Origin of the sequence: Micromonospora pattaloongensis (assembly GCF_900107255.1) — a bacterium.
GTDB classification, from domain to species: Bacteria; Actinomycetota; Actinomycetes; order Mycobacteriales; family Micromonosporaceae; genus Micromonospora_I; species Micromonospora_I pattaloongensis.
In genome coordinates this window covers 442179-463507 of the sequence record NZ_FNPH01000004.1, presented here as the reverse complement: position 1 = coordinate 463507, position 21329 = coordinate 442179, and the positions used below count along the sequence as shown (strand labels likewise).

General features: G+C 72.4%; 19 protein-coding genes and 1 riboswitch. Of the genes, 12 read left to right on the top strand and 7 right to left on the bottom strand.

The window, feature by feature from the left end; all coding sequences use genetic code 11:
- Nucleotides 1-130: 130 nt before the first annotated feature.
- Nucleotides 131-466, top strand: a complete 336-nt coding sequence (locus BLW47_RS14505) for a hypothetical protein (protein ID WP_091556551.1) — start codon at nucleotides 131-133, stop codon at nucleotides 464-466.
- Entirely contained in the window at nucleotides 467-727 is a 261-nt protein-coding gene (locus tag BLW47_RS14500; RefSeq protein ID WP_245736639.1) for a hypothetical protein, read from the top strand.
- A gap of 170 nt (nucleotides 728-897) precedes the next feature.
- On the opposite strand, the gene BLW47_RS14495 is transcribed toward BLW47_RS14500, so the two are convergent.
- The gene (locus BLW47_RS14495) at nucleotides 898-2148 is read right to left on the bottom strand and encodes an MFS transporter (RefSeq protein WP_245736638.1); all 1251 of its coding nucleotides are present in this window, start codon (nucleotides 2146-2148) and stop codon (nucleotides 898-900) included.
- Entirely contained in the window at nucleotides 2136-3629 is a 1494-nt protein-coding gene (locus BLW47_RS14490; RefSeq protein ID WP_091556549.1) for an NAD(P)-binding domain-containing protein, read from the bottom strand. Before BLW47_RS14490 ends, BLW47_RS14495 begins: the two co-directional genes overlap by 13 nt.
- A 185-nt stretch (nucleotides 3630-3814) precedes the next feature.
- Here BLW47_RS14490 and BLW47_RS14485 point away from each other — a divergent pair, with 185 nt between their 5' ends.
- The 3 genes from BLW47_RS14485 (at nucleotide 3815) to BLW47_RS14475 (ending at nucleotide 5789) form a co-directional block, all read left to right on the top strand.
- On the top strand, nucleotides 3815-4174 hold the full coding sequence (locus BLW47_RS14485) for an ArsR/SmtB family transcription factor (RefSeq protein ID WP_091556547.1): 360 nt from the start codon (nucleotides 3815-3817) through the stop codon (nucleotides 4172-4174).
- Nucleotides 4175-4287: 113 nt separating this feature from the next.
- Nucleotides 4288-5367 (top strand): ACR3 family arsenite efflux transporter, encoded by a 1080-nt coding sequence (arsB, locus tag BLW47_RS14480; protein ID WP_091556824.1) that lies wholly within the window; start codon nucleotides 4288-4290, stop codon nucleotides 5365-5367.
- Nucleotides 5368-5378: 11 nt separating this feature from the next.
- A complete protein-coding gene (locus BLW47_RS14475) occupies nucleotides 5379-5789 on the top strand; it encodes an arsenate reductase ArsC (RefSeq protein WP_091556544.1) in 411 nt (136 codons plus the stop codon).
- A 96-nt stretch (nucleotides 5790-5885) separates the two neighbouring features.
- On the opposite strand, the gene BLW47_RS14470 is transcribed toward BLW47_RS14475, so the two are convergent.
- Nucleotides 5886-7406, bottom strand: a complete 1521-nt coding sequence (locus BLW47_RS14470) for a hypothetical protein (RefSeq protein WP_091556542.1) — start codon at nucleotides 7404-7406, stop codon at nucleotides 5886-5888.
- A gap of 270 nt (nucleotides 7407-7676) precedes the next feature.
- Here BLW47_RS14470 and BLW47_RS14465 point away from each other — a divergent pair, with 270 nt between their 5' ends.
- Both BLW47_RS14465 and BLW47_RS14460 read left to right on the top strand, forming a co-directional pair.
- A complete protein-coding gene (locus BLW47_RS14465; RefSeq protein ID WP_245736637.1) occupies nucleotides 7677-8975 on the top strand; it encodes an MFS transporter in 1299 nt (432 codons plus the stop codon).
- Between the two features lie 90 nt (nucleotides 8976-9065).
- A complete protein-coding gene (locus tag BLW47_RS14460) occupies nucleotides 9066-11159 on the top strand; it encodes an RNB domain-containing ribonuclease (protein WP_175543630.1) in 2094 nt (697 codons plus the stop codon).
- Between the two features lie 34 nt (nucleotides 11160-11193).
- Here BLW47_RS14460 and BLW47_RS14455 read toward each other — a convergent pair whose 3' ends face one another.
- Nucleotides 11194-11934 (bottom strand): Clp protease N-terminal domain-containing protein, encoded by a 741-nt coding sequence (locus tag BLW47_RS14455; protein ID WP_091556537.1) that lies wholly within the window; start codon nucleotides 11932-11934, stop codon nucleotides 11194-11196.
- A gap of 140 nt (nucleotides 11935-12074) precedes the next feature.
- On the opposite strand from BLW47_RS14455, the gene BLW47_RS14450 reads away from it, so the two are divergent.
- Nucleotides 12075-13115, top strand: coding sequence for an alpha/beta hydrolase (locus tag BLW47_RS14450; protein WP_091556535.1), 1041 nt, complete (start codon nucleotides 12075-12077; stop codon nucleotides 13113-13115).
- A gap of 19 nt (nucleotides 13116-13134) precedes the next feature.
- Here the strand turns inward: BLW47_RS14450 and BLW47_RS14445 are convergent, their stop codons facing one another.
- Complete coding sequence (locus BLW47_RS14445; protein WP_245736636.1) at nucleotides 13135-14331, bottom strand: glycoside hydrolase family 3 protein; 1197 nt, start codon at nucleotides 14329-14331, stop codon at nucleotides 13135-13137.
- 131 nt (nucleotides 14332-14462) lie between these two features.
- Here BLW47_RS14445 and BLW47_RS14440 point away from each other — a divergent pair, with 131 nt between their 5' ends.
- Nucleotides 14463-15338: an alpha/beta fold hydrolase gene (locus BLW47_RS14440; protein ID WP_091556533.1), complete on the top strand. Its 876-nt coding sequence runs from the start codon at nucleotides 14463-14465 to the stop codon at nucleotides 15336-15338.
- A 58-nt stretch (nucleotides 15339-15396) separates the two neighbouring features.
- Here the strand turns inward: BLW47_RS14440 and BLW47_RS14435 are convergent, their stop codons facing one another.
- The gene (locus BLW47_RS14435) at nucleotides 15397-16251 is read right to left on the bottom strand and encodes an alpha/beta fold hydrolase (RefSeq protein ID WP_091556531.1); all 855 of its coding nucleotides are present in this window, start codon (nucleotides 16249-16251) and stop codon (nucleotides 15397-15399) included.
- Between the two features lie 471 nt (nucleotides 16252-16722).
- A riboswitch (cyclic di-AMP (ydaO/yuaA leader) is annotated at nucleotides 16723-16864 on the top strand.
- Between the two features lie 401 nt (nucleotides 16865-17265).
- Between BLW47_RS14435 and BLW47_RS14430 the strand changes: the two genes are divergently transcribed.
- Together BLW47_RS14430 and pabB are read left to right on the top strand one after the other, a co-directional pair.
- A complete protein-coding gene (locus BLW47_RS14430) occupies nucleotides 17266-18060 on the top strand; it encodes a C39 family peptidase (RefSeq protein WP_245736635.1) in 795 nt (264 codons plus the stop codon).
- A gap of 154 nt (nucleotides 18061-18214) precedes the next feature.
- Nucleotides 18215-20380 carry an aminodeoxychorismate synthase component I gene (gene pabB / locus BLW47_RS14425; protein ID WP_091556529.1) on the top strand — a complete coding sequence of 722 codons (2166 nt, stop codon included), beginning with the start codon at nucleotides 18215-18217 and terminating at the stop codon, nucleotides 20378-20380.
- Between the two features lie 100 nt (nucleotides 20381-20480).
- Here pabB and BLW47_RS14420 read toward each other — a convergent pair whose 3' ends face one another.
- Nucleotides 20481-20909 (bottom strand): DUF6401 family natural product biosynthesis protein, encoded by a 429-nt coding sequence (locus BLW47_RS14420; RefSeq protein WP_091556527.1) that lies wholly within the window; start codon nucleotides 20907-20909, stop codon nucleotides 20481-20483.
- A gap of 129 nt (nucleotides 20910-21038) precedes the next feature.
- Between BLW47_RS14420 and BLW47_RS14415 the strand changes: the two genes are divergently transcribed.
- Entirely contained in the window at nucleotides 21039-21287 is a 249-nt protein-coding gene (locus tag BLW47_RS14415; RefSeq protein WP_091556525.1) for an SCO4848 family membrane protein, read from the top strand.
- Nucleotides 21288-21329 lie beyond the last annotated feature (42 nt).

Sequence of the window (21329 nt, the reverse complement as noted above, 5' to 3'; positions counted from 1 at the left end):
CCGATATGAGCATCGACGGGGCTGACTGGGAGCGTAGAACCGTGCGCGACGAGCGTCGAGCCAGCTCATGTCACGGTGACATGGCTGCCGGACATGGCTGCGCACCGACGTCCGGCGCGATCGTTCGGGCATGTTCTTCGATGTCGACAACCCGCCCGACGACCCGCCCTCGGGGTGCCAGCACCGCCTGCTGTGGCGGCTGGCGCGGGCATTGTGGGACGCGCACACGCCGGATGGCGACGGCTTCTGCCTGGCGAGCCCGTGCCGCCGTGACAACCACCTGAGCCCGTGCCCAGCGACTCGCCTCGCAGCCGAGGGGATGCAGACCGCCTGCGGGGAGACGGTGCCGACGTCCCCGCAGTGGATCGCGATCACCAGGGCGAGGATCACGGCCGGCGAGATCGACCCGGTCGACGCCATCGCGGAACTTTTGTGGCACCACCACCAGCGCCGGGCGGGGAAGTAGATGGGAACGATCTACGGCTCGGACGCCTTCCGCCGGCACGCGCAGTGGCAGATCGACTGCGCGGACGTCTTCCTGGCCGTGCACGCCGAAGCGGGCCTGAGCCTGTGCCGGTGCGGCCGGCTACATCCGTGCGACGAGCGGCTGTACTGGTTACGAATGCGCGAGCACTACGCCCGGCTCCTCGACGAGGCGGTACAGCAGGGAAGTGCCGCGACCGGGCAGCCCGAACCCGACCGTCAACCCCCCAGCCAGCCGTCGTGACCTCGCACGAAACCCCACGCGCGAAGCCGAACGCGTCGCTCCAGTCGCAGTCCGCTGGTCGCCCTAGTGAGTTGGGGGACGCTGAAGCAGACCGCTCCAGGCGGGACCGAGTCATCGGCGGGTGCGATGGCCGATGCCCCGGTCCTTGCTGTCCGCCATGTTCGTGCTCGTCACGCCGATGGCGCGGTGGTCAGTCGGCCGCTGGCGGCAATAGCGGCCGCAGCGACGGCGCAGCATGCTGCGGTGGCGGCGAGGACCGGCGTGTAGCTACCGACGCTGGTGTGCACGGCGGCCGCTGCCAGGGGCGCGGCGGCCTTCGCGAGGGTCATGGGGACGACGAGGATGCCGGCGAGCGTGGCGTAGCGGTGGGTGTCGTATCGCTCAGCGAGTAGAACGGGTTTGGCGATGGTGGCGACGCCGAAGCCGATGCCGAACCCGATCACGGCTCCGATCGCGCCCGCGATCGTCGCGCCGACGATCGGCAGCGCCAGTGCGGCTGCTCCCTGAACCGCGAAGATCGCGGCGGTGATGGTGGTGGTGCGGTAGCGACGTTGCAGGCCGGTGGTGACCAGTCGGCCGGTCACGGACAGCACGCCGAGCAGGCCGGCGACGGTGGCGGCGAACGCGGGTGGGTGTCCCCAGGCGGTCAGGGCGGCGACGAGGTGCACGCTGAGGCCGGTGATCGCTGCTGTGTGGGCGGTGAACCCGGCGGCCAACAGCCAGAACGCGCGGTCGGCGAGGGCGGCGCGCAGCGTGCCGGCGTCACGGGTGGGTGTCCGCTGTGTGCGTTCCCGGGTGCGGGCTGTCCGTGGCACGGTCAGGGCGTGCAGCGGCACGGTGACGGCCTGGACGGCGGCCAGGACGAGCAGTGCGGTGCGCCAGCCGTGTCGGTCGACGAGGTAGCCGGTCAGGGGCATGAACACGGTGCTGGCGAATCCCGCCACGACGGTGATGGCCAGGACCGCGGTGGAGCGGCGCTCTGGCGTGAACCAGCCGATAACGACCGCGAACGCGGCCTCGTAGAGGCTGGCGGCGCTGGCGGCGCCGATGCCGACCAGCACGGCGTACAGCTGCCACAGGCTGTCCACGTGGGACCAGGCGACCAGCAGCGCCGCGCCGGCGGCGGAGCCGGCGGTCATCAGGGTGTGGCCGCCGTGGCGGTCCAGCCACCGTCCGATCGGTACGGCCAGCACCGCGCCGGTGAGCACGCTGACGGTGAGGGCGCCGGTGACCGCTGTGGTGGTGGTGTGTAGGTCGGCCGCGAGTGGGGCGAGGATGACGGCGAAGGCGTAGTACAGCGCGCCGTAGCCGATGGTCTGGGTGATGGCGAGGGCGGCGAGGAGCCGCCGTCCGGAGACACGGTTCCCGCCGGACCCGGCGGGAACCCGCGTCGCGTGCGACAGGGCCATCAGCCGCAGCAACCGCCGCTGCTGCCGCCGACGGTGATCAGCTGCGGGCGCTCGTCCGAGGCGCGGGTGTCGAACTGCTGGGCGGCATCGTCAACCATCGCGGCGGCGCCCAGCGTGGTGGAGCAGACGCCCGTTTCGGGCAGGACGAGCTGTACGTCGCGCGCGGCGTCCCAGTCGCCCGCGAGGGCGGCGACGATGGAGCGGACCTGCTCGTAGCCGGTGGCCATCAGGAATGTTGGGGCCCGGCCGTAGCTCTTCGACCCGACGGCGAAGTAGTTCGGTTCCGGCTGGGTCAGCTCGTCGACGCCGTGCGGGCGTACGCTGCCGCAGGAGTGCTCGTTGGGGTCGATCAGCGGTGCGAGCGCGCGGGTGCAGCCGAGGGCCGGGTCGAGATCGAGGCGAAGTTCGCCGGCGATGGTGTGGTCCGGGCGGAAGCCGGTGGCGCCGACGACGCGGTGCGCGACGATGCGGCGACCGGTGGCGTCGACCAGCTCGACCCGGCCGTCCGGCAGCGGGCGGACGGTGTGGACGCCGAAGCCGGTCACCAGGTCGACCCGGCCAGAGGTGACCAGCAGCCGCAGTCCGGTGCCCAGGGCCCCGCGAGCGGGCAGCGCGTCGGCGTCGCCGCCGCCGTATGCGCGGTCCGCGCTGCCGCTGCGCATCGCCCACGTGATGTGGGTGTCAGGCGCGGTCTCGGCGAGTTCGGCCAGCGCGAGCAGGGTGTTGGCCGCGGAGTGGCCGGAGCCGACGACGACGGTGTGCGTGCCGGCGTAGGCGTCGCGGTCGCGGCCGAGCACGTCGGGCAGCGCGTGGTCGATCCAGGCGGCGGCGTCGATCTCACCGTGGGCGGGCAGGCCGTTGGCGCCGAGCACGTTCGGGGTCATCCAGGTGCCGGAGGCGTCGATGACCGCGCGAGCGAGTAGCTCGGTGCCGTCGGCCAGGCGCACCACGAACGGCGCGGCCTCGCGGCCGGCGGTCCGGACCCGGTCGACGCCGAGCCGACCGATCGCGGTCACCCGGGCGTTGTAGCGCACGTGGGGGGCGAGGCCGGGCAGCTCGGCCAGCGGGCGCAGGTACCGCTCCGCCAGTTCACCGCCGGTGGGCAGCTCCTCCGGGTTCGGCTCGGTCCACCCGCCGGCGTCGAGGAGTCGACGGGCGGCGGCGTCGATGTTGTAACGCCAGGGGCTGAACAGCCGTACGTGGCCCCACTGTCGGACGCCCGCGGCGACGTCCTCGCCGGCCTCCAGCAGCAGGAACGGCAGGCCGCGCTCGGTCAGGTGGGCGGCGGCGGCCAGGCCGACGGGCCCGGCGCCGATGACCAGTACTGGCAGGTGCGTGACCTCGCTCTGGCCGGCGGCGGGGCGCGCTTGGGTCGCGGCCTCAGTGGCGCCGCAGCAGGGTTCGGTGGCAGCCGCTTCGGTCGCGACTGTGGGCTGGTCGTCGGCGGCGGCGGAGCCGCAGCAGCCGCCGCCCGAGGTGGTCTCGTTGCTCATGGCTTCTCCCGAAGGACCGGTCATTCCGAACTCTCTGCCTTGACAATTATCGAATCAGATCCCGACCCTGGCACCTGTTTCGACATCCGTCAAGCTAGGCAGGCATCAAAGTAGCTGGTGTGGTCGCCGTCGCCCCGCGGCGCGTGTTGGTTGCCGTACGCGCTGCCGCCTGGCAACCTAGACGCATGTCGAAGCAGCGGGGGTCTCTGCCGGAGGTCGTTGCGGCGTGCTGCCCGCCGCTGGCGGTCGCGCCCCTGACCGGCGAGCAGGCCACCAACCTCGCGCCGATGTTCAAGGCCCTCGGCGACCCGGTCCGACTGCGCCTGATGTCGCTGATCGCCTCCACCGATGAGATCTGTGTCTGCGACCTCACCGACGCGTTCGACCTGTCCGGCCCGACCATCTCCCACCACCTGCGGGTGCTGCGGGAGGCGGGCCTGGTCGACGCCGAGCGCAGGGCGACGTGGGTGTGGTACCGCGCCCGCCCGCAGGCGCTCAAGCAGCTGGCCGGGCTGCTCGACGTCGCCACGCCCGCCGCCGTCTGACCCGCCGGCGACGTCACCACTGTTCACCCACGAAGGCCGTTGCCCGGTGGACGACGAGGCAACGGCCTCGCACAGCGGGCCCGCGTCAACGCCGAGACCCGCCGGGAGTGCCCGTGACCACCACCGACCAACCTGCCGCACCGACCGCGGTGGTCGGCAAGCTCTCGCGTCTGGACCGGTTCCTGCCGCTGTGGATCGGCCTGGCGATGGCCGCCGGTCTGCTGCTCGGGCGACACGTTTCGGGCCTGAACACCGCCCTGGAGGCGGTCAAGGTCGGCGGCATCTCGCTGCCGATCGCGCTCGGCCTGCTGATCATGATGTATCCGGTGCTGGCGAAGGTGCGCTACGACCGGGTCGCCGCCGTTTCCGGCGACCGGCGGCTGCTGGTCTCCTCGCTGCTGCTCAACTGGATCCTCGGCCCCGCGCTGATGTTCGCCCTGGCCTGGATCTTCTTGCACGACCAGCCCGGATACCGCACCGGCCTGATCATCGTCGGGCTCGCACGCTGCATCGCGATGGTCGTCATCTGGAACGACCTGGCCTGCGGTGACCGCGAAGCCGCCGCCGTGCTGGTCGCCCTGAACTCGGTCTTCCAGGTGCTGGCGTTCGGCCTGCTCGGCTGGTTCTACCTGTCCGTGCTGCCCGGCTGGTTGAACCTGTCCGGCGCGGCACTGGACGTCTCCGCCTGGGACATCGCCCGCAACGTGCTCATCTTCCTGGGCATCCCGTTGGCCGCCGGCTACCTCACCCGCCGCCTCGGCGAGAAGGCGAAGGGCCGCACCTGGTATGAGTCGACGTTGCTCCCCAGGATCGGGCCGGCTGCGCTGTATGGGCTGCTCTTCACCATCGTCATCCTGTTCGCCCTGCAGGGCGAGGCCATCACCAGCCGCCCGGGGGACGTCGCCCGCATCGCCCTGCCGCTGCTGGCCTACTTCGCGATCATGTGGGCCGGCTCCTACGCCCTCGGCCGCGCCATCGGCCTGAACTACGAACGCACCACCACGCTCGCGTTCACCGCCGCCGGCAACAACTTTGAACTCGCCATCGCCGTGGCCATCGGCACCTTCGGTGTCACCTCCGGCCAGGCCCTCGCCGGCGTCGCCGGCCCGCTGATCGAAGTGCCGGTGCTGGTCGCCCTGGTCTACGTCAGCCTCGCCCTGCGCCAGCGCCTGTTCACCACCGACGTTCGATAGGAGGGTCCGCCATGACCACCAAGCCCAGCGTGCTCTTCGTCTGCGTCCACAACGCCGGCCGCTCCCAGAAGGCCGCCGGTTGGCTGCGGCACCTCGCCGGCGACGCCGTCGAGGTCCGCTCCGCCGGCAGTGCGCCCGCCGCGCAGATCAACCCCGTCGCCGTCGACGCCATGCGCGAGGTCGGCATCGACATCACCGCGAACACCCCGAAGATCCTCGACTACGCCACCGCCGAAGCCTCCGACGTGATCATCACCATGGGCTGCGGCGACGTCTGCCCCGCCTTCCCCGGCACACGGTACGAGGACTGGACGCTCGACGACCCCGCCGGGCAGGGGATCGAGGCGGTGCGCCCGATCCGCGACGAGATCCGCGACCGGGTGCGGCGGCTGCTCGACGATCTGCTGCCCGCCCACTCCTGACGCTTCGGATCGGCGCGCCGCCCGTTGTCAGAGCCCGCGTCCAGCCGACGGTTCGCCAGGTCGACGGAAGCCCCGTCGACCTGGCGAGGTCACCGGTCAGTCGACGGTCTCCGCGACGGCGTGGATGAGGTTGCGAGTCTGCTGGGCGATCGCCAGACGCCAGGCGTCGAAGGTCGCGTCGCTCGGCTGGTAATCGGTCTCGAAGTGCTGCATGTCCGGGGTGTGGATGTGGCCGGCCGGGATGTCCAGGCCCATCCGGTCCCGCAGCAGGGTGTTGCGGTACGCGCTCTCGTTCGACAGGTAGTTACCGCCGCCGCCGCTGTAGCTGCAGCCCTGCGGGTCCGGCGCGATCGGCGGCGTCACCGGCGGATACTGCACCGGCGGCGGGCTGTTGCGTGTTTCCCGCGTCGGCGAGGCGCAGTCGGGGAACTGGGTGTAGCTGGTGTTCCAGACCACCCCGAAGGCCACCGACTGGTCGGGCCACGTGTCGCCGGGCGGGCGGGGAACATTCCGTCCGGTGTCCGCCGCGATCATCTCGGCGATCGGCAAGGTCGCGGACGTCCACTGCGGCGGGTTACGGAGATCGAACGTCGACGGTCCGCCCCAGCGGTCGACGACCATGGTGTTGCATTCCGGGTTGTTGATAGCGAGTTGCGGCACGCCATTGACCTGTGGGCAGGGCCGGAACCGGTCGTTGCCGAGGGACACCCCGTGGTAGCGCGCGTTCCACTGCTCGAGGTTGAACTGCGAGCCACCGGCCTGGCTGACCGTGATGGAGGCGTCGACCTGCCGCGGGCCGGGGACCATGTATGGCCCGACCGTGTCCTCCAGGTAACCGCGGCGGAACTCCGGGAAGCTGACCGGAAGGGTGTACGCCTCGACGTAGGCGATCTCGCCGTCCGTCGTCCGATAGGTGGTGCCGTCGAGCGAGAGCGCGGTGGCGCCGGACGGGTTGCCGTGCCGGATGTTGTTGCCGGCCGCGCCGGGCGCGGTGCCCGCCGGGCCGCCATCGAGGGTGTACGGGTCGAAGCCGCTCACGATCACCCGCTTGACCCGTTCACCGCGGGGGAGGGTGATGTCGAACATGCCCCGCGACCCGCGGTCGAACGCTTCGATGAGGCCGAGCCGCTGTCCGGACGTCAGCGCGAACCGCGGCGTCCACTGCCGGATCGCGGCGGTGGCCTGCACGCGCGTCCAGTAGAGCGGCCGGTCGTCGCTGTAGGGCAGATCGCCCCGGACGTCGCGCCGCTGGGCGCGGTCGACGGCCATCCGCCACAGCTGCGCGGCGCGGCGCGACACCAGCGCCTCCGCGGCCGTGAGGCTGCCGGCGCCGCACAGCTGCCGGACGAACGCGGGTGTGAAGCCCTGGAAGCCGGCGCCGTCGATCATCTGCTGTGCGAACGGCCTGCTCTGCAGCACGGCTGGGTTGTCGTTGTCGGGAAGGGTGAAGGTCAGGCGGCTTTCCTCGACGGAGAGCGTGACGCTCTGGTCGCGGCAGTCACGGGAGGCCGGGCCGTGGGCGTGGGCGGCGGTCGTGGTGGTCGCGACGGCGGCGGCCGACAGCAGCGTCAGAATACTGATGCCGGCCGACGCGGATCGTGATCTTTTTCGGATCATCGTTTCGGTGCCTCCCCTTGAATGCCAAGATGGTTGTGGCACGCGCGTGTGCGGAACGGGTTCCGGCGGAGACTGCCAAACATAGGGGACCGTCGAATGATCCGCAAGATCGAGAAATCGCGGAGCCGGTGCGGCAAGGCCGCCATTGACAGGGCGGCGCCGGACGGTCCAACGTAGACGCACGGCGCTGCGATCGTCGATCGGAGGTAGGCCGCGATGGGTTCTGCGACGCCTTCCGTTCCCGACCGGCCTGGCGATCGACCCACCTCCGTGCGGCGGGTCATCGCTGCCAGCCTCATCGGTACGTCACTTGAGTGGTACGACTTCTTCATCTACGGCACGGCGGCGGCGCTCGTATTCAACAAACTGTTCTTCCCGAGCTTCGAGCCGCTGGTCGGCACGTTGCTGGCGTTCGCGACGTACGCCGTCGGTTTCGTCGCCCGGCCGCTCGGCGGCGTGGTGTTCGGGCACTACGGCGACCGGGTCGGGCGCAAGAACGTCCTCGTGGTGACGCTGCTGATCATGGGGGTCGCCACGTTCGCCATCGGGCTGCTGCCGACGTACGGCGGGGTCGGCGTGTGGGCGCCGGTCCTGCTGGTCGCGTTGCGGTTCCTGCAGGGCCTGGGCTTGGGTGGCGAGTGGGGCGGCGCGGTCCTGATGTCGCTCGAACACGGTGAGCCGGACAAGCGGGGGCTCAACGCGAGCTGGCCGCAGGTCGGCGTGCCGGCCGGTCTGCTGCTCGCCAACGGCGTCATGGCGCTCATGTCGGGGGTCACGTCGGAGGCGTCGTTCCTGTCGTGGGGCTGGCGCGTGCCGTTCCTGCTCAGCGGGGTCTTGATCATGGTCGGGCTCTGGATCCGGCTGTCCATCGCGGAGAGCCCGTTGTTCGAGGCGATCCACCACGGCCGTACGAAGGCGCGCACGCCCGTCCTCGACGTGCTCCGGCTCTACCCCCGGTCGATCCTGATCGCGATGGGTTCGCGGATCGGCACCGACGTGGCGTTCTACACGTTCGTGCTGTTCATCGTCACCTACGTCACGCAGGTGCTGGAGCTGCCGCGGACCACGGCGCTCAACGCCGTGCTCGTCGCGGCGGGGCTCCAGCTGTTCTTCGTCCCGTACTTCGGGCGGTTGTCCGACCGGCTGGGGCGCCGCCCGGTCTACCTGTTCGGCGCCATCGGCGCGCTGATCTGGATCTTCGCCTTCTTCCCGCTGCTGAACACGCGCCACACGCTGTTGATCGTGCTCGCCGCCGTGGTCTCGCTCTTCTTCCACGCCGCGATGTACGGGCCCCAGGCCGCGTTCATCTCCGAGTTGTTCAGCACGCGGTTGCGCTACAGCGGCGCCTCGCTGGGATATCAGATCGCCGGCGTGCTGGGCGGCGCCCTCGCGCCGATCATCTCGATCGCGTTGCTCGATCGGTTCTCGACGTGGGTGGCGGTGGCGCTCTACGTCGGCGCCATGCTTCTGATCACTGTGGGGGCGGTGTTCGCCGCGGAGGAGACCTCCACGGTCGACCTGCATGCGGAGAAGCCGGAGGAGCGGGCGACCCCGGACGCGGCGGTGTGATCTGCCGGCGTCCGTGCGGGCGCACGGAGATAAGCGCCCGCGCGGTTTCGGCCCCCGGCGCGGCCCGCTCGGGGGACGATGGCGGCTGGGATGACAGCTACCACGACGCGCCGCCGACGGCGCCCCGCCGCGATTACAGAAACGGCCGCCCGCACCCGAGCGGCCGCGACGCCACAACCACCGACCGAACCGGCCGCGCCGGACGACGCGGCCGCGGCCGCGTCATCGGACGGCCGGGCCGCGGAGCCGACCGACGAGACGCCGGTCTACGCCGCGTCCGGCGCCTTCCGGCCGCACGTCCGCGGCTTCGGCTTCGTCGACCTGTCCGACGCGGCCGACATCGATTCGTGTTTCGTCCCGCCGCCGCTGGCCGAGGGGCTGCTGGAGGGCGACACCGTCGCGGTGAGCTTCACGATCGACGACGAGGGGCGGGCGACCGCGTCCGAGGCCTCCGTGCTCGCGCGTTCCCGGACGACCCTGTTCGGTGTCGTCGAGCGGGGCGAGAGCGGCCTGGTGCTGCGCGTCGACCCGCACCTCGGGCACGGCCGTTGGGCGGTGAAGGGACGCCCGCGGGAGGGCCAGGCCGTGCGCGTCACCGTGACCGGTGACCGGCAGGCGACGATCGAGCAGCGGTGGGCGGACCCGACGAGCGCCGACGCGCTGCTGGAGCGGATTCGGGTCCGGCACCTCATCCCGACCGACTTCCCGACGGAGGTGCTCGCCGAGGTGGGTCAGCGGGGCGCGCGGCGCGGCCGGCGCGGCAGGCCCCCGCAGCCGTCGCGCCGCGACCTGCGCGATCTGATCACGGTGACGATCGACGCGCCCGGCAGCCGGGACCTCGACGACGCGCTCAGCGTCTGGCCGGCCGATCCGGACGGCGGGCTGCGGGTCGCCGTGCACATCGCCGACGTGGCCACGCAGGTGTGGCCGGGCACCGCCCTCGATGCCGAGGCGCGGCGCGCCGCGACCAGCGTCTACCTGCCCGGTTGGTCACGACCGATGGTCCCCCCGGCGCTCAGTGAGGACGCCCTGTCGCTGCTGCCGGGCGTCGACCGCGACGCGATCACCGTGGAGCTGCGGATCGCGCCGGGCGGCGAGGTGACCGCCGCCGACGTGTACGCCACCCGCATCCGGTCCGACGCGCGCCTGTCGTACGAGACGGCCGCGGACGTGCTGTGCGGACGCGGCGCCGCCGACGTGCCGGAGGAGGTGCTCACGGCGCTGCGGTGGCTGCGGACCGCGGCGGCGCGGCTCGGGGTGCAGCGGATGCGCCGCGGCGGCATCGAGGCGCGCCGGGTGGAGCCGGAGCTGACCGTGCGGGTGGTGGACGGCCGGGCGCAGCAGGTCGAGGCGGAGCCGTCCAACCCCGCCCACCTGCTGGTCGAGCGGTTCATGGTGGCCGCGAACGAGGCGGTCGCGGCGTGGCTGATCGCCCGCGGCCTGCCCGGGGTGTTCCGGGTGCACCCGCCGCCCGACCCCGAGGCCGCCCCGGCGCTGGAGACGTTCTGCGCCGCGGCCGGCTTCCACCCCGGCTTCGGCGCCACGCTGTCCCCACTGGGGTTGGCCGCGCTCGCCAGCCAGCTCGAACTCGCCGCCGACGAGACCGCCGCGGCCGTCTGGGACGTGCTGCTCGGTTACCTGGGCCGCTCCCAGTACACCCCCGACGCCGGCCCGCACTTCGGCCTCGCCTCCGAGGGCTACCTGCACTTCACCAGCCCGATCCGCCGCTACGCCGACCTGACCGTGCACCGGATCATCCACGCGTTCCTCGCCGGGGAACGCGACGCCGCCGCCTATCCCGACCCCGACGAGCTGGCCCGGCTGTGTGCGCACATCAACACCGCCACCGGGGTGGCCGGTCGCGCCGAGGGGCAGATGCGCAAGGCGCTGTGGTTGGTGACGCTCGCGCGGCAGGCCGCGCAGGACGGGCCGGCGACGGTGACCGGCCGGGTCAGCGGGCTGAACGCGAAGGGCCTGTTCGTCACGCTGGACGCCTCCCGGGTCACCGGGTTCCTGCCCGCGCGCGCCCTGCCCGGTCGCGGCTGGGCCCCCACCCCGGACGCCCTCGCGCTCGCCGATCGCGCCGGTCACCGCATCGGATTCGGGGAGGCCGTCGAGGCGTTCATCGACAGCGCGGACCCGGAGTCGGGCCAGTTGCAACTGCGGCCCGTACGTCGCGACTGACCGGCGGATCGGCGGGGAGCACAGCGGTCGGCGGTCACCCCTGCTGCGCGTCGCCGGCGACCGCGGCCAGCGCCGCCGTGACGGTGGCCTCGGTGGCCGCCTTGTCGAGGCCGAGGTCGGCGAGCACGCCGGCGCCGTTTTCGAGCTCCAGCAGGGCGAGCAGGATGTGCTCGGTCCCGATGTGGGGGTGGCCCAGCCGCAGCGCCTCCCGGAACGTCAGCTCCAGCGCCTTCTTGGCCTGCGCGTCGAACGGGACGAGTTCGGGCACCCGGTCGAGCGCCGGCGGCAGGGTCGCGGCGACGGTCCGACGTACGGTCTCGAACGTCACGCCCTGCGCGGTGATCGCCCGTGCGGCCAGTCCCTCCGGTTCGGCCAGCAGTCCCAGGACGAGGTGAGGGGGCAGGATCTGATCGTTGCCGGCGGCCCGGGCCTCGTTCTGTGCCGAGACGACCACGTTCCGGGCGCGCAGGGTGAAGCGGCTGAAGCCCTGGCTGGGGTCCAGGTCGGCCGGCTCGCCCGGGTCCCTCGGCACGAACCGCTTCTGCGCGGCCTGCTTGGTGACGCCCATGCTCTTGCCGATCTCCGTCCAGGAGGCGCCGGAGCGGCGGGCCTGGTCCACGAAGTGTCCGATCAGGTGGTCGGCCACGTCGCCGAGGTGCTCGGCCGCGATGACCGCGTCGGACAGTTGATCGAGCGGGTTGGCGTGCACCGTGGTGATGGCCGCGATGAGGTCGTCGAGTCGGATCGGGTTCGTCGTCTGGATGGGATTCGTCATGCGTCAACCGTAAGTTGACGGCCGGCACGAGTCAACCACTAGTTGACGATCCGGCGATGCGGCCCGCCGGCGTTACCCCCAGGCAAATCGGGGCACCCTGCGCTGTCGGCGCTACCGCGACGCGGGAAGGAGGAGCCGCCATGGCTCAGGCCATCACCGGCGTGGTGTTGGAACCGGCCGCGCAGCGGGTCGTCGAGGCGACCGCGAACCCGCCGTACCTGTTCCAACTCCCCGTCGAGCAGGGCCGGGCGAAGTTCGACGAGCTGCAGTCCGGCGGCGCCGCGCGGCCGGACGCGGACGTCCAGGACATCATCGTGGGCACGCCGACGGGGCCGGTGCCGGTGCGGATCGTCCGGCCGTGCGTGGAGCCGGACGGCGCTCGCGGCGGGACGCTGCGGCAACGGGTCCGGGCGATGGCGCAGGACGTGAGCGCACGCCCGGCGCGGATGCACGGCACGTCGCCGGTGACCCTCTACCTGCACGGCGCCGGCTGGGTCTTCGGCGGGACGACGACCCACGACCGGCTCATCCGGGAACTCGCGGTCCGGTCCGGCACCGCGGTGGTGTTCCCCGTCTACAGCCGTGCGCCCGAGGCGCGTTATCCGGCCGCGCTGCACGAGTGCTACGCGGTCGCCGAGTGGATCGTCGAGCACGGGCCCGAGTTCGGACTCGACCCGGACCGGATGGCGGTGGCGGGCGACTCGGTCGGCGGTGCCCTCGCCACCGCGGTCGCGATGATGGCCCGCGAGCGGGGCGGCCCGCGGTTCCGGCAGCAGGTGCTGTTCTACCCGGTCACGGACGCCGGCTTCGACACCGGCTCCTACCGGGAGTTCGCCGAGGGCTACTACCTCGGCCGCGACCTCATGGCCTGGTTCTGGGAGCAGTACCTGCCGGACAAGGCGCAGCGCGCCGACCCGATGGTGTCGCCGCTGCGGGCCGGCCCGGACCAGCTCCGTGGGCTGCCGCCGGCGCTGATCACCACGAACGAGGCCGACGTGCTGCGTGACGAGGGGGAGGCGTACGCGGCGAAGCTCCGGCGCGCCGGCGTGCCCGTCACCCAGGTCCGCTACCAGGGGGCGATCCACGACCTCGTGATGCTCGACGCGTTGGCGGACACCTGCGCCGCCCGCGCCGCCACCGCGCAGGCGGCCCTGACGCTGCACACGGCGCTGCACGCCTGAGCGACCGATCGCGGTCGGCTCAGCGTGGCGGACGCAGCGCGTCGACGCGCGCGACGGACTCGTCGATGCGTGCCTCGGTGAGGCGGCCGGTCCGCACCAGGTCGACGACGGTGTCGAGCGTCTGGTCCACGACCCTCGTGTCGTACACCTGCTGGTTGGCGAAGACGAGCAGATCCATGCCGGCCTCGAGGCCCAACGCGACCGCCTGGTCGCGGCCGTACCGGCTGGTGATCGCCACCGCCTGCATGTCGTCGCTGACCACGGGCCCCTTCCAGCCGAGCTGCCCGCGCAGCAGGTCCGTCACGACCGCCGGTGACAGCGACGCCGGGCGGTGGGGATCGAGTTGCTTGTTGAGCAGGTGGGCGGCCATGACCGAGTCGGTCGCCCCGTCGGCGATCAGCCTGCGGAACGGTTCGAGCTCGCGCGGGTTCCAGGTGCGGGTGACGTCGACGACCGCGAAGTCGGTGTTGCCGGTGGCGCTGCCGGAGCCGGGGAAGTGCTTGAGCACCGTCTTCACGCCGGAGGACGGGTGCATCTGGATCTCCTCGGTGGCGTTCTTCACGACGACGTCGGGGTCGGCGGAGAACGCGCGTTCGAGCCTGCCGATCGCCGGGCTGTCCGGGTTCACGTTCATGTCGACCACCGGCGCGTAGTTGAGGTTCACCCCGATGGACGTCAGGCCCTGCACGATGGTCTGCGCCCAGGCCCGCGTGCGGGGAGTCGAGTTCGTGGCCCCGATCTGGGCCTGCGACTGCGTCGCCGGAAAACCGTTCTCCGGGTTGAGCCGCGCGACCCGGCCGCCCTCCTGATCGATCGAGACGATGAGCCGACCGGGCGAGGCGTCCCGCAGCGACGTCACCAGCGCGCGGGCCTGGTCCGGCGAGATGATGTTGCGTCGCTCGCGGGTCTGCAGGTCGCGGTCGAACAGGATCACCCCGCCGAGGCCCTCGCGGACCGCCTTCATGATCCAGTCGTCGGCGGCGAGCCGCTCGCCGCGGAAGCCGACCACCAGCAGGCTCGCGATCTTGCGTCGCAACGCGACCTCGTCGCGCGGCCCCGGCGACCCCGTCGGGCGCGCCGTGGCGGGTCGCGATTCCCCCGCCAGCTGCGGCGTGCGCTTCGGCCCGTCCGCGCCACACCCGCCCAGGCCGGCCGCGACCGCGGCCGCGCCGGCCCCGGTGAGCAGCAACCGGCGGGTCAGCTGAGGATCGGTCACCCGATCCACGCTACGGACGCGCGGGGCGGCGGGGACCCGATATCGACGCCGTCGCGTGCGGCGCTCGCCAGGTGTACGGGTACCGGCGTCGGGTAGCCGACGAACCACGTGTCGACACCGGGGGAGCGGCGATGGGCGGCGAGCGGGTTCCGAGCGGGTTCACCGAGCAGACGGCGCGGGTCGGCGACGTCACGCTCCACTACGTCCACGGCGGTCGGGGTAGGACGGTGGTGCTGCTGCACGGCTATCCGCAGACCTGGTACATGTGGCGCAAGGTGCTGCCGGAGCTCGCCGCGCACTACACGATCATCGCGCCCGACCTGCGCGGCTCGGGTGGCAGCGACGCGCCCGCCGAGGGCTACGACAAGAAGACGCTCGCCGGCGACGTCCACGGCCTGCTGACCCAGCTCGGGCTCGACCGCGACGTCAGCCTCGTCGGCCACGACATCGGCGCGATGGTCGCGTACGCCTATGCCGCCGCGCACGCCGGCGACGTGCGTCATCTCGTGCTCACCGAGGCGCCGATCCCGGACCAGAGCCTGTATCAGGCGCCGTCGCTGACTCCGAACGGGCCCGGCTGGTGGAACCTCGGCTTCTTCAGCGTGCCGAACGGCCTCCCCGAGTTCATCGTGGAGGGCCGGGAGGCGCTCTGGGTGGACCGGTTCACCGACTCGATGCTGGTGCAGAAGACCGGCATCCGGGCCGCCGACGTCGCCGAGTACGCCCGGCACCTCCGCGATTCCGCCCACCTGCGGGCGAGCTTCGCCTACTTCCGGGCGATGCCGCGGGACGTGGCCGACAACGCCGAGTACGGCGCGACGAAGTTGCCGATGCCGGTGCTCGCGCTCGGCGGACGCGCCAGCCTCGGGGACCGGGTCGCCGGGCAGGCCGCGCAGTACGCCACGACGGTCACCGGTGGGGTGATCGAGGAGTGTGGCCACTGGCTCTTCGAGGAACAGCCGGCCCAGCTCACCGAGCAGCTCCGGCAGTTCCTGCCGGCGGGCTGAGGCCGACGGGGCGGACGCCGCCCGCCGCGGCCCGGCCGGCGGGGGCGTCCCGGTCCCGCTAGCGGGCGCCCGCCATTGCCGGCGCCCCGATGAAGCTCAGCATCGCCTTGTTGACGTCGTCCGCGTGCGTCCACGGGATCGCGTGCGGCGCGCCCTGCAACGTGACCAGCTCGCTGTTGGGCAGCATCCCCTGCAGCCGCGGCGAGGTCGACGGGTACGGGATGACGCGGTCCGCGTCACCGTGGATGATCAACACGGGGACGTCCATCCGCGACACGTCGGCCCGGAAGTCCTCCATCCAGGCGTCGATGCAGGCGGCCGTGCCGATCGGCGAGGCGCCCCGGGCGATGTCCCGGTTGGCGCGGAACGCGTCGTCGCTGACCTGCTTGTCCTTGGTCTGCTCGTAGTTGAAGAAGTCATTGAAGAAGCTGGTCAGGAACGCGAACCGATCCATCTTGGCCTTCTGCTTGAAGCCTTCCAGCAGGTTCTTGTCGACGCCGTCGGGGTTGTCGTTGGTCTTCACCAACAGCGGCAGGAGTGGGCTGATCACGACGGCCTTGCTCACCCGGCCCGATCCGTACCGGCCGAGGTAGCGGGCGATCTCGCCGGTGCCCATCGAGTGGCCGACGAGCACCACGTCCCGCAGGTCGAGCTCGGTCATGATCGTGTTGAGGTCGGCGGCGAAGGTGTCGTAGTCGTACCCGGTGGCGGGTTGGCTGGATTTGCCGAAGCCCCGCCGGTCGTAGGTGATGGTCCGGAACCCCGCGGACAGCAGCGCCGGCACCTGCTTCTCCCACGCCGCGCCGCTGAGTGGATAACCGTGGATGAGCACCACGGGACGGCCCTGTCCGTGATCCTCGTAGTAGAGGTTGACCAGTGCGGAGTTCTCGGCCCCAACGGTCATGAAGTGCATCGCGTTCTCCCCTCCCAACGCGCACCGGACGTGCGCGGTCGCGGTCGGCTGAGATGGGAGGGTTCCCCCGACGCGCCGCACTATGCCGGCGCCGGCGCGGACCTCGACGCGGACGCGCCCGCCCGGCGGTCCGTGCCGCTGCGCGAGCGAATCGATGGCCGGAGTCATCGCCCGGTTCCGCGGAGGAACGCGCAATCGCCGTCCCGCCATGCATTCACCGACGACGATAAGATTTCTCGCCTGTGGCGGAATCCCGTATGCCACCTCTCCCGCTGTCGATCGCCGTTTCCGTCGCACCCGCACGCGCTGCGACGTTGGGTCCCCATCGGGTGGTTCCGGCAATTTTCGACAGCGCTGCGCCGGCCGTCCCGAGCGGGAATCGCCGCAGCTAGGGGGGCTTGGCAGGCGAATGGGCCCACCAGTAATGTCACCTCGTCCGACCCGGTCGTTGGTCATCGTCCGATGACGCTGGGCGCGGACCCGCTTAGTCGTGCTCGCACGAGCCGGGGACCCATTGCAATTGGGGTGAATCCGCGGGCCATTGGTCCGCGGTAGGGCGATCTTTCCCGCCCGAATCCGTCAGCTAACCCGGTCGGCGGTATCGGAAGGAGACGCAGAGCAGTGCAGCGCCGTCATGTGCCCCGGCACATTCCCCCCGTCCCCCCGCAGTGCGCTTCCCTCGGGCCACGCCTCCCGGTGCTAAGCCTCCCGGTGGTACGCCTCCCGCACAGCGGGTTCGTGACGCTGGATCACTAGCCACGCCACCGGTCCGACGCTCGTCCGGTCGCCCCGACGACCTTCCCCGGCCCGGCGCCGGCCAAACCCCGGCCCCGTTCCTCCCGGGAGCACCGACCGCTTCGCCGCCCTGAGCAGCCCGACCCGCGGGCCGCTCCGGTGACGCATACCCGTCGGCGCCCGACCAGACGACCGCGTCGCCCGTTGACCGCTGGCCCCCATCTCGCCGTTACCGATTGGGACGCCGACTGACAAGTCGGTGCAGCTTTGGAGCCCCGAGTGACCTCGCACCGTATCCGTAAGCCGTTCCGGCACGCCGCCCGCCGCCGTGCCCTCCCGGTCGCCGCGCTGTCGGCCGCCGTCCTCGCCGTCGCCGCGGCGGGCAGCATCGCCCTCAACCAGAATGCCGGCCCCGCCGCCGCCCACGACACCACGCAGGCCGCCACCATCGACATGGCGCTCGGTGTCGACCGTGCCGACCGCGCCGAGCGCGCGGACCGCGCCGACCGTCCGGATGCCACGCCCGCGCCCGACGCCACGCCCGCGAAGGAGGCGCCGAAGCCGCCGTCGCAGCGGGTGCTCGGCTACGACTTCCAGGAGCAGCCGAACTCCTACTGGTGCGGCCCGGCCGCGACCCGGATCGCCCTGACCGCGCGCGGGGTGACGCTCAGCCAGGACGAGCTCGCGACCCGGCTGCACACCGACTTCGGTGGAACGGACTCCGCGAACGACGTCACCCGGGTGCTGAACGAGGCGACCGGCACGACCTTCTACAAGACCCGTGAGATCCGCGGCGCGGCCACCCCCGCCGACATGGACCGGCTGCAGGCCGACGTGGTCAACGCGGTCAGCCAGGACCACGCGGTGGTGGCCAACATCGTCGGCGGCGTCACCACGATCGACGGCGTGTGGCGCGGCTACCCCGGCGGCCACTACGTGGCGATCGTCGGTTACAGCGATGACGGCCGGAGGGTGAAGGTCGCGGACCCGGCCGGTATCGGCGGCGACGGCACCTACTGGGTCACCACGATCAACATGGCGACTTGGATGTCCAGCCGCGGCTACTCCGCCTGATCCCCACCCCGTACCGCGAAAGGCCAGCTCGCCGAGCTGGCCTTTCGCGCATCCCGCGCCGGGGGCGTCCCCACCCCCGGTCGCGACCGGCGGGACGAGGGTCGGTCAGGATGAGCGCGGGTACGCCGACGGGGGAGGGCACACGGTTTTCCAGATGCGGACGCTGCTGATCGACAACTACGACTCGTTCACCTACAACCTCTACCAACTTCTCGGCGAGGTGAACGGGTCGCCCCCGATGGTGCTGCGCAACGACGCGGACTGGTCCGTCGTGCGCGCCGCCGACGTCGACGCCGTGGTGATCTCGCCGGGCCCCGGCCGCCCCGACCGACCGCGCGACTTCGGGATCAGCGCCCGGGCGATCGCCGAGCTCGGGCTGCCCGTGCTCGGCGTCTGCCTCGGGCACCAGGGCATCTGCCATCTGCTCGGCGGGGCCGTCGGACCGGCCCCCGAGCCGGTGCACGGGCGGCGCTCCGCCGTGCGCCACACCGGGCGGGACCTGTTCGCGGGGCTGCCCTCACCGCTGCCCGTGGTGCGCTACCACTCGTTGGCGGTGACCGCGTTGCCCCCGACGCTGGAGGCGATCGCCTGGACCGGGGACGGGACGGTGATGGCGGTGCGGCACCGCACGGAGCCGGTCTGGGGCGTCCAGTTCCACCCCGAGTCGATCGGCACCGCGTACGGCCGGGAGCTGCTGGCCAACTTCCGCGACCTCGCGCTGGCCCGGCGCCGGCCGGGGACCGCCCCGCCCTCCGCGGCCCCGATCTCCGCGCCCTGCGCCGCGCCGATCCCCGCCCCCTGCGCCGCGCGGCCGGGTGGCGCGGCGCCGCCGCGAGACCGCGCGGCGGCGTACCGTATCCACGTCCGGCGGCTGCCGCTGCTGCCCGACGCCGAGGCCGCGTACCGCGAGCTCTTCGCGTCCGGCGCCCCCCGCTTCTGGCTCGACAGCAGCGCGGTGCGCGACGGGTCCTCCCGGTTCTCGTTCCTCGGGGACGGCCAGGGGCCGCTCGCCGAATACGTCCACTACCGCGTCGCCGACGGCACCGTGACCGTGCGCGACCGCCGCGGCGAAACGACGCTGACGCGCCCGTTCTTCGAATACCTGTCGGAGCAGCTGGGCTGCCGGGCTGTTCCGACCCCACCGGGCCTGCCGTTCGATTTCAACCTCGGCTACGTCGGTTTCCTCGGGTACGAGCTGAAGGCCGAGACCGGGGGAGCGGCGGCGCACCCGGCACCGACGCCGGACGCGGCGCTGCTCTTCGCCGACCGGATGCTCGCGCTGGACCACCGGGAGGGCGTCTGCTACCTGCTCGCCCTGAGCGCCGGCGCGGACGACGGCGACGCGACGGCGTGGCTGGACGAGACCGAGCGGCGGGTGCGGCGCCTACCCGCACCGCCCTCCACAGTGGCGGCGCCGCCGATCGCGCACACCGCGACCGACCCGGACCGACTCGGACTGCACCCACGGCACGACCGCGACGCGTACCTGGCCCGCGTCGAGCAGTGCCTGGCCGAGATCCGGGACGGCGAGTCGTACGAGGTGTGCCTCACCACCATGTTCACCTCGCCGGCCACCGTGGACCCGCTGCGCACCTACGCCGCGCTGCGCCGGATCAGCCCGATGCCGTACGCGGCGCTGCTCGACTTCCCCGGCGTCGCCGTGCTGAGCGCCTCGCCGGAGCGGTTTCTCGCCGTCGGCGCGAACGGGGTGGCGGAGTCCCGCCCGATCAAGGGCACCCGCCCGCGCGGCGGCACGCCCGCGCAGGACGAGGCGCTGCGCCGGGACCTCGGGGAGCACCGCAAGGACCGGGCGGAGAACCTGATGATCGTGGATCTGGTCCGCAACGACCTGAACCGGGTCTGCGAGATCGGCTCGGTGGGGGTGCCGCGCCTGTTCGACGTCGAGACGTACGCCTCGGTGCACCAACTGGTCTCCACGGTCCGTGGGGTGCTGCGCCCGGATGTGTCCGCGGTGGACTGTGTGCGGGCGGCGTTCCCGCCCGGCTCGATGACCGGCGCGCCGAAGGTCCGCACCATGGAGATCATCGATCGGTTGGAGGGCGCGGCGCGCGGCGTCTACTCGGGGGCGCTCGGCTGGTTCTCGCTCAGCGGCGCCACGGATCTGAGTGTGGTGATCCGCACGCTGGTCGTGACCGAGGGGCGGGCCGGCTTCGGCGTCGGCGGGGCGGTGGTGGCACTGTCGGACCCGGCGGCCGAATACGAGGAGACGCGGGTGAAGTCGGCGGCGATGACCGCGGCGCTCGCCGCGGGCGGCGCATCGCGGGCAGACGTCGCGGTGGGCCCTGCGGCTCCCCGTTGATGATCACCCCCCGCGCCGCGACACGGTTCGGCTGAGGGTCACGCGCGCCCGACGGCGGCGTTCGGCCGAAAGTGGGGCCCGTGCCGCGACGGTGTCCCGTTCAGGCTGACGCCCGCCCGACGGCGGCCGCGGCCGCCGCCGGCAGCGTGGTCTCCTCGATCAGCGCGCAGACGCCCAGCAGCCGCAGCAGCGGCCAGGGCGCGCCCAGCCAGTCCGAACAGGAGAGGTCGGCCTCGCCCGGCGCCGGAAGCGGGCAGCCGCTGCGCTCCGCCGCGGCGACGACCGACCGCGCGTACGTGACGAGTCCGATGAGGTCGACCGGGCGGCCGGCGGAGTCGACCCCATCGGGGTCGACCGGGTGGCCGGCGGAGTCGACCGATTCGCGGACGGCGGCGGTGTGCTGCGTGACCACGGTCATGAGCACGGGATGGGCCAGCGCGGCGGTCAGTCCGTCGACGCCGACGCGGGCCATGAGGTCGTCGAGCGCGTCGACCGCGTCGGCGACGGGGGAGTGGAAGTCGGAAGTCATGCGCCCGACGCTAGGGGCGGCGCGGCGGCGCGGGAAGGTCAGCGACCGGATGGCAACCGAAGTCTATTCGTGTCACTACCGGCGGCGACCCGACGCCGGTGGATCGGCCGGCTGGCATACTCGCCTGCCATGGTGTTGTCACGAGGATGGGCAGTGTTCCTGACCGCCGTCGGGGTCTGGACCTGGATCATCTGGCCCCGGTTCGCGCTCGCGATCTGGAACGACCCGCGCGCGTGGTCGGCGGGCCGGGCCGGCGAGGGGACGCCGACCTCGTTCCTGTGGGTGCACGCGTTGCTCATCATCGCGTCGCTCGCGATCGGCACCGCCGTCGGCCTTCTCGGCGTGCGCGCGTGGCGTGCGGCGCGTTCCCGCCCCTGATCGCGGCGTTCGCGCCGCTGGTCGCGGCGGTCGTGCGGGCGG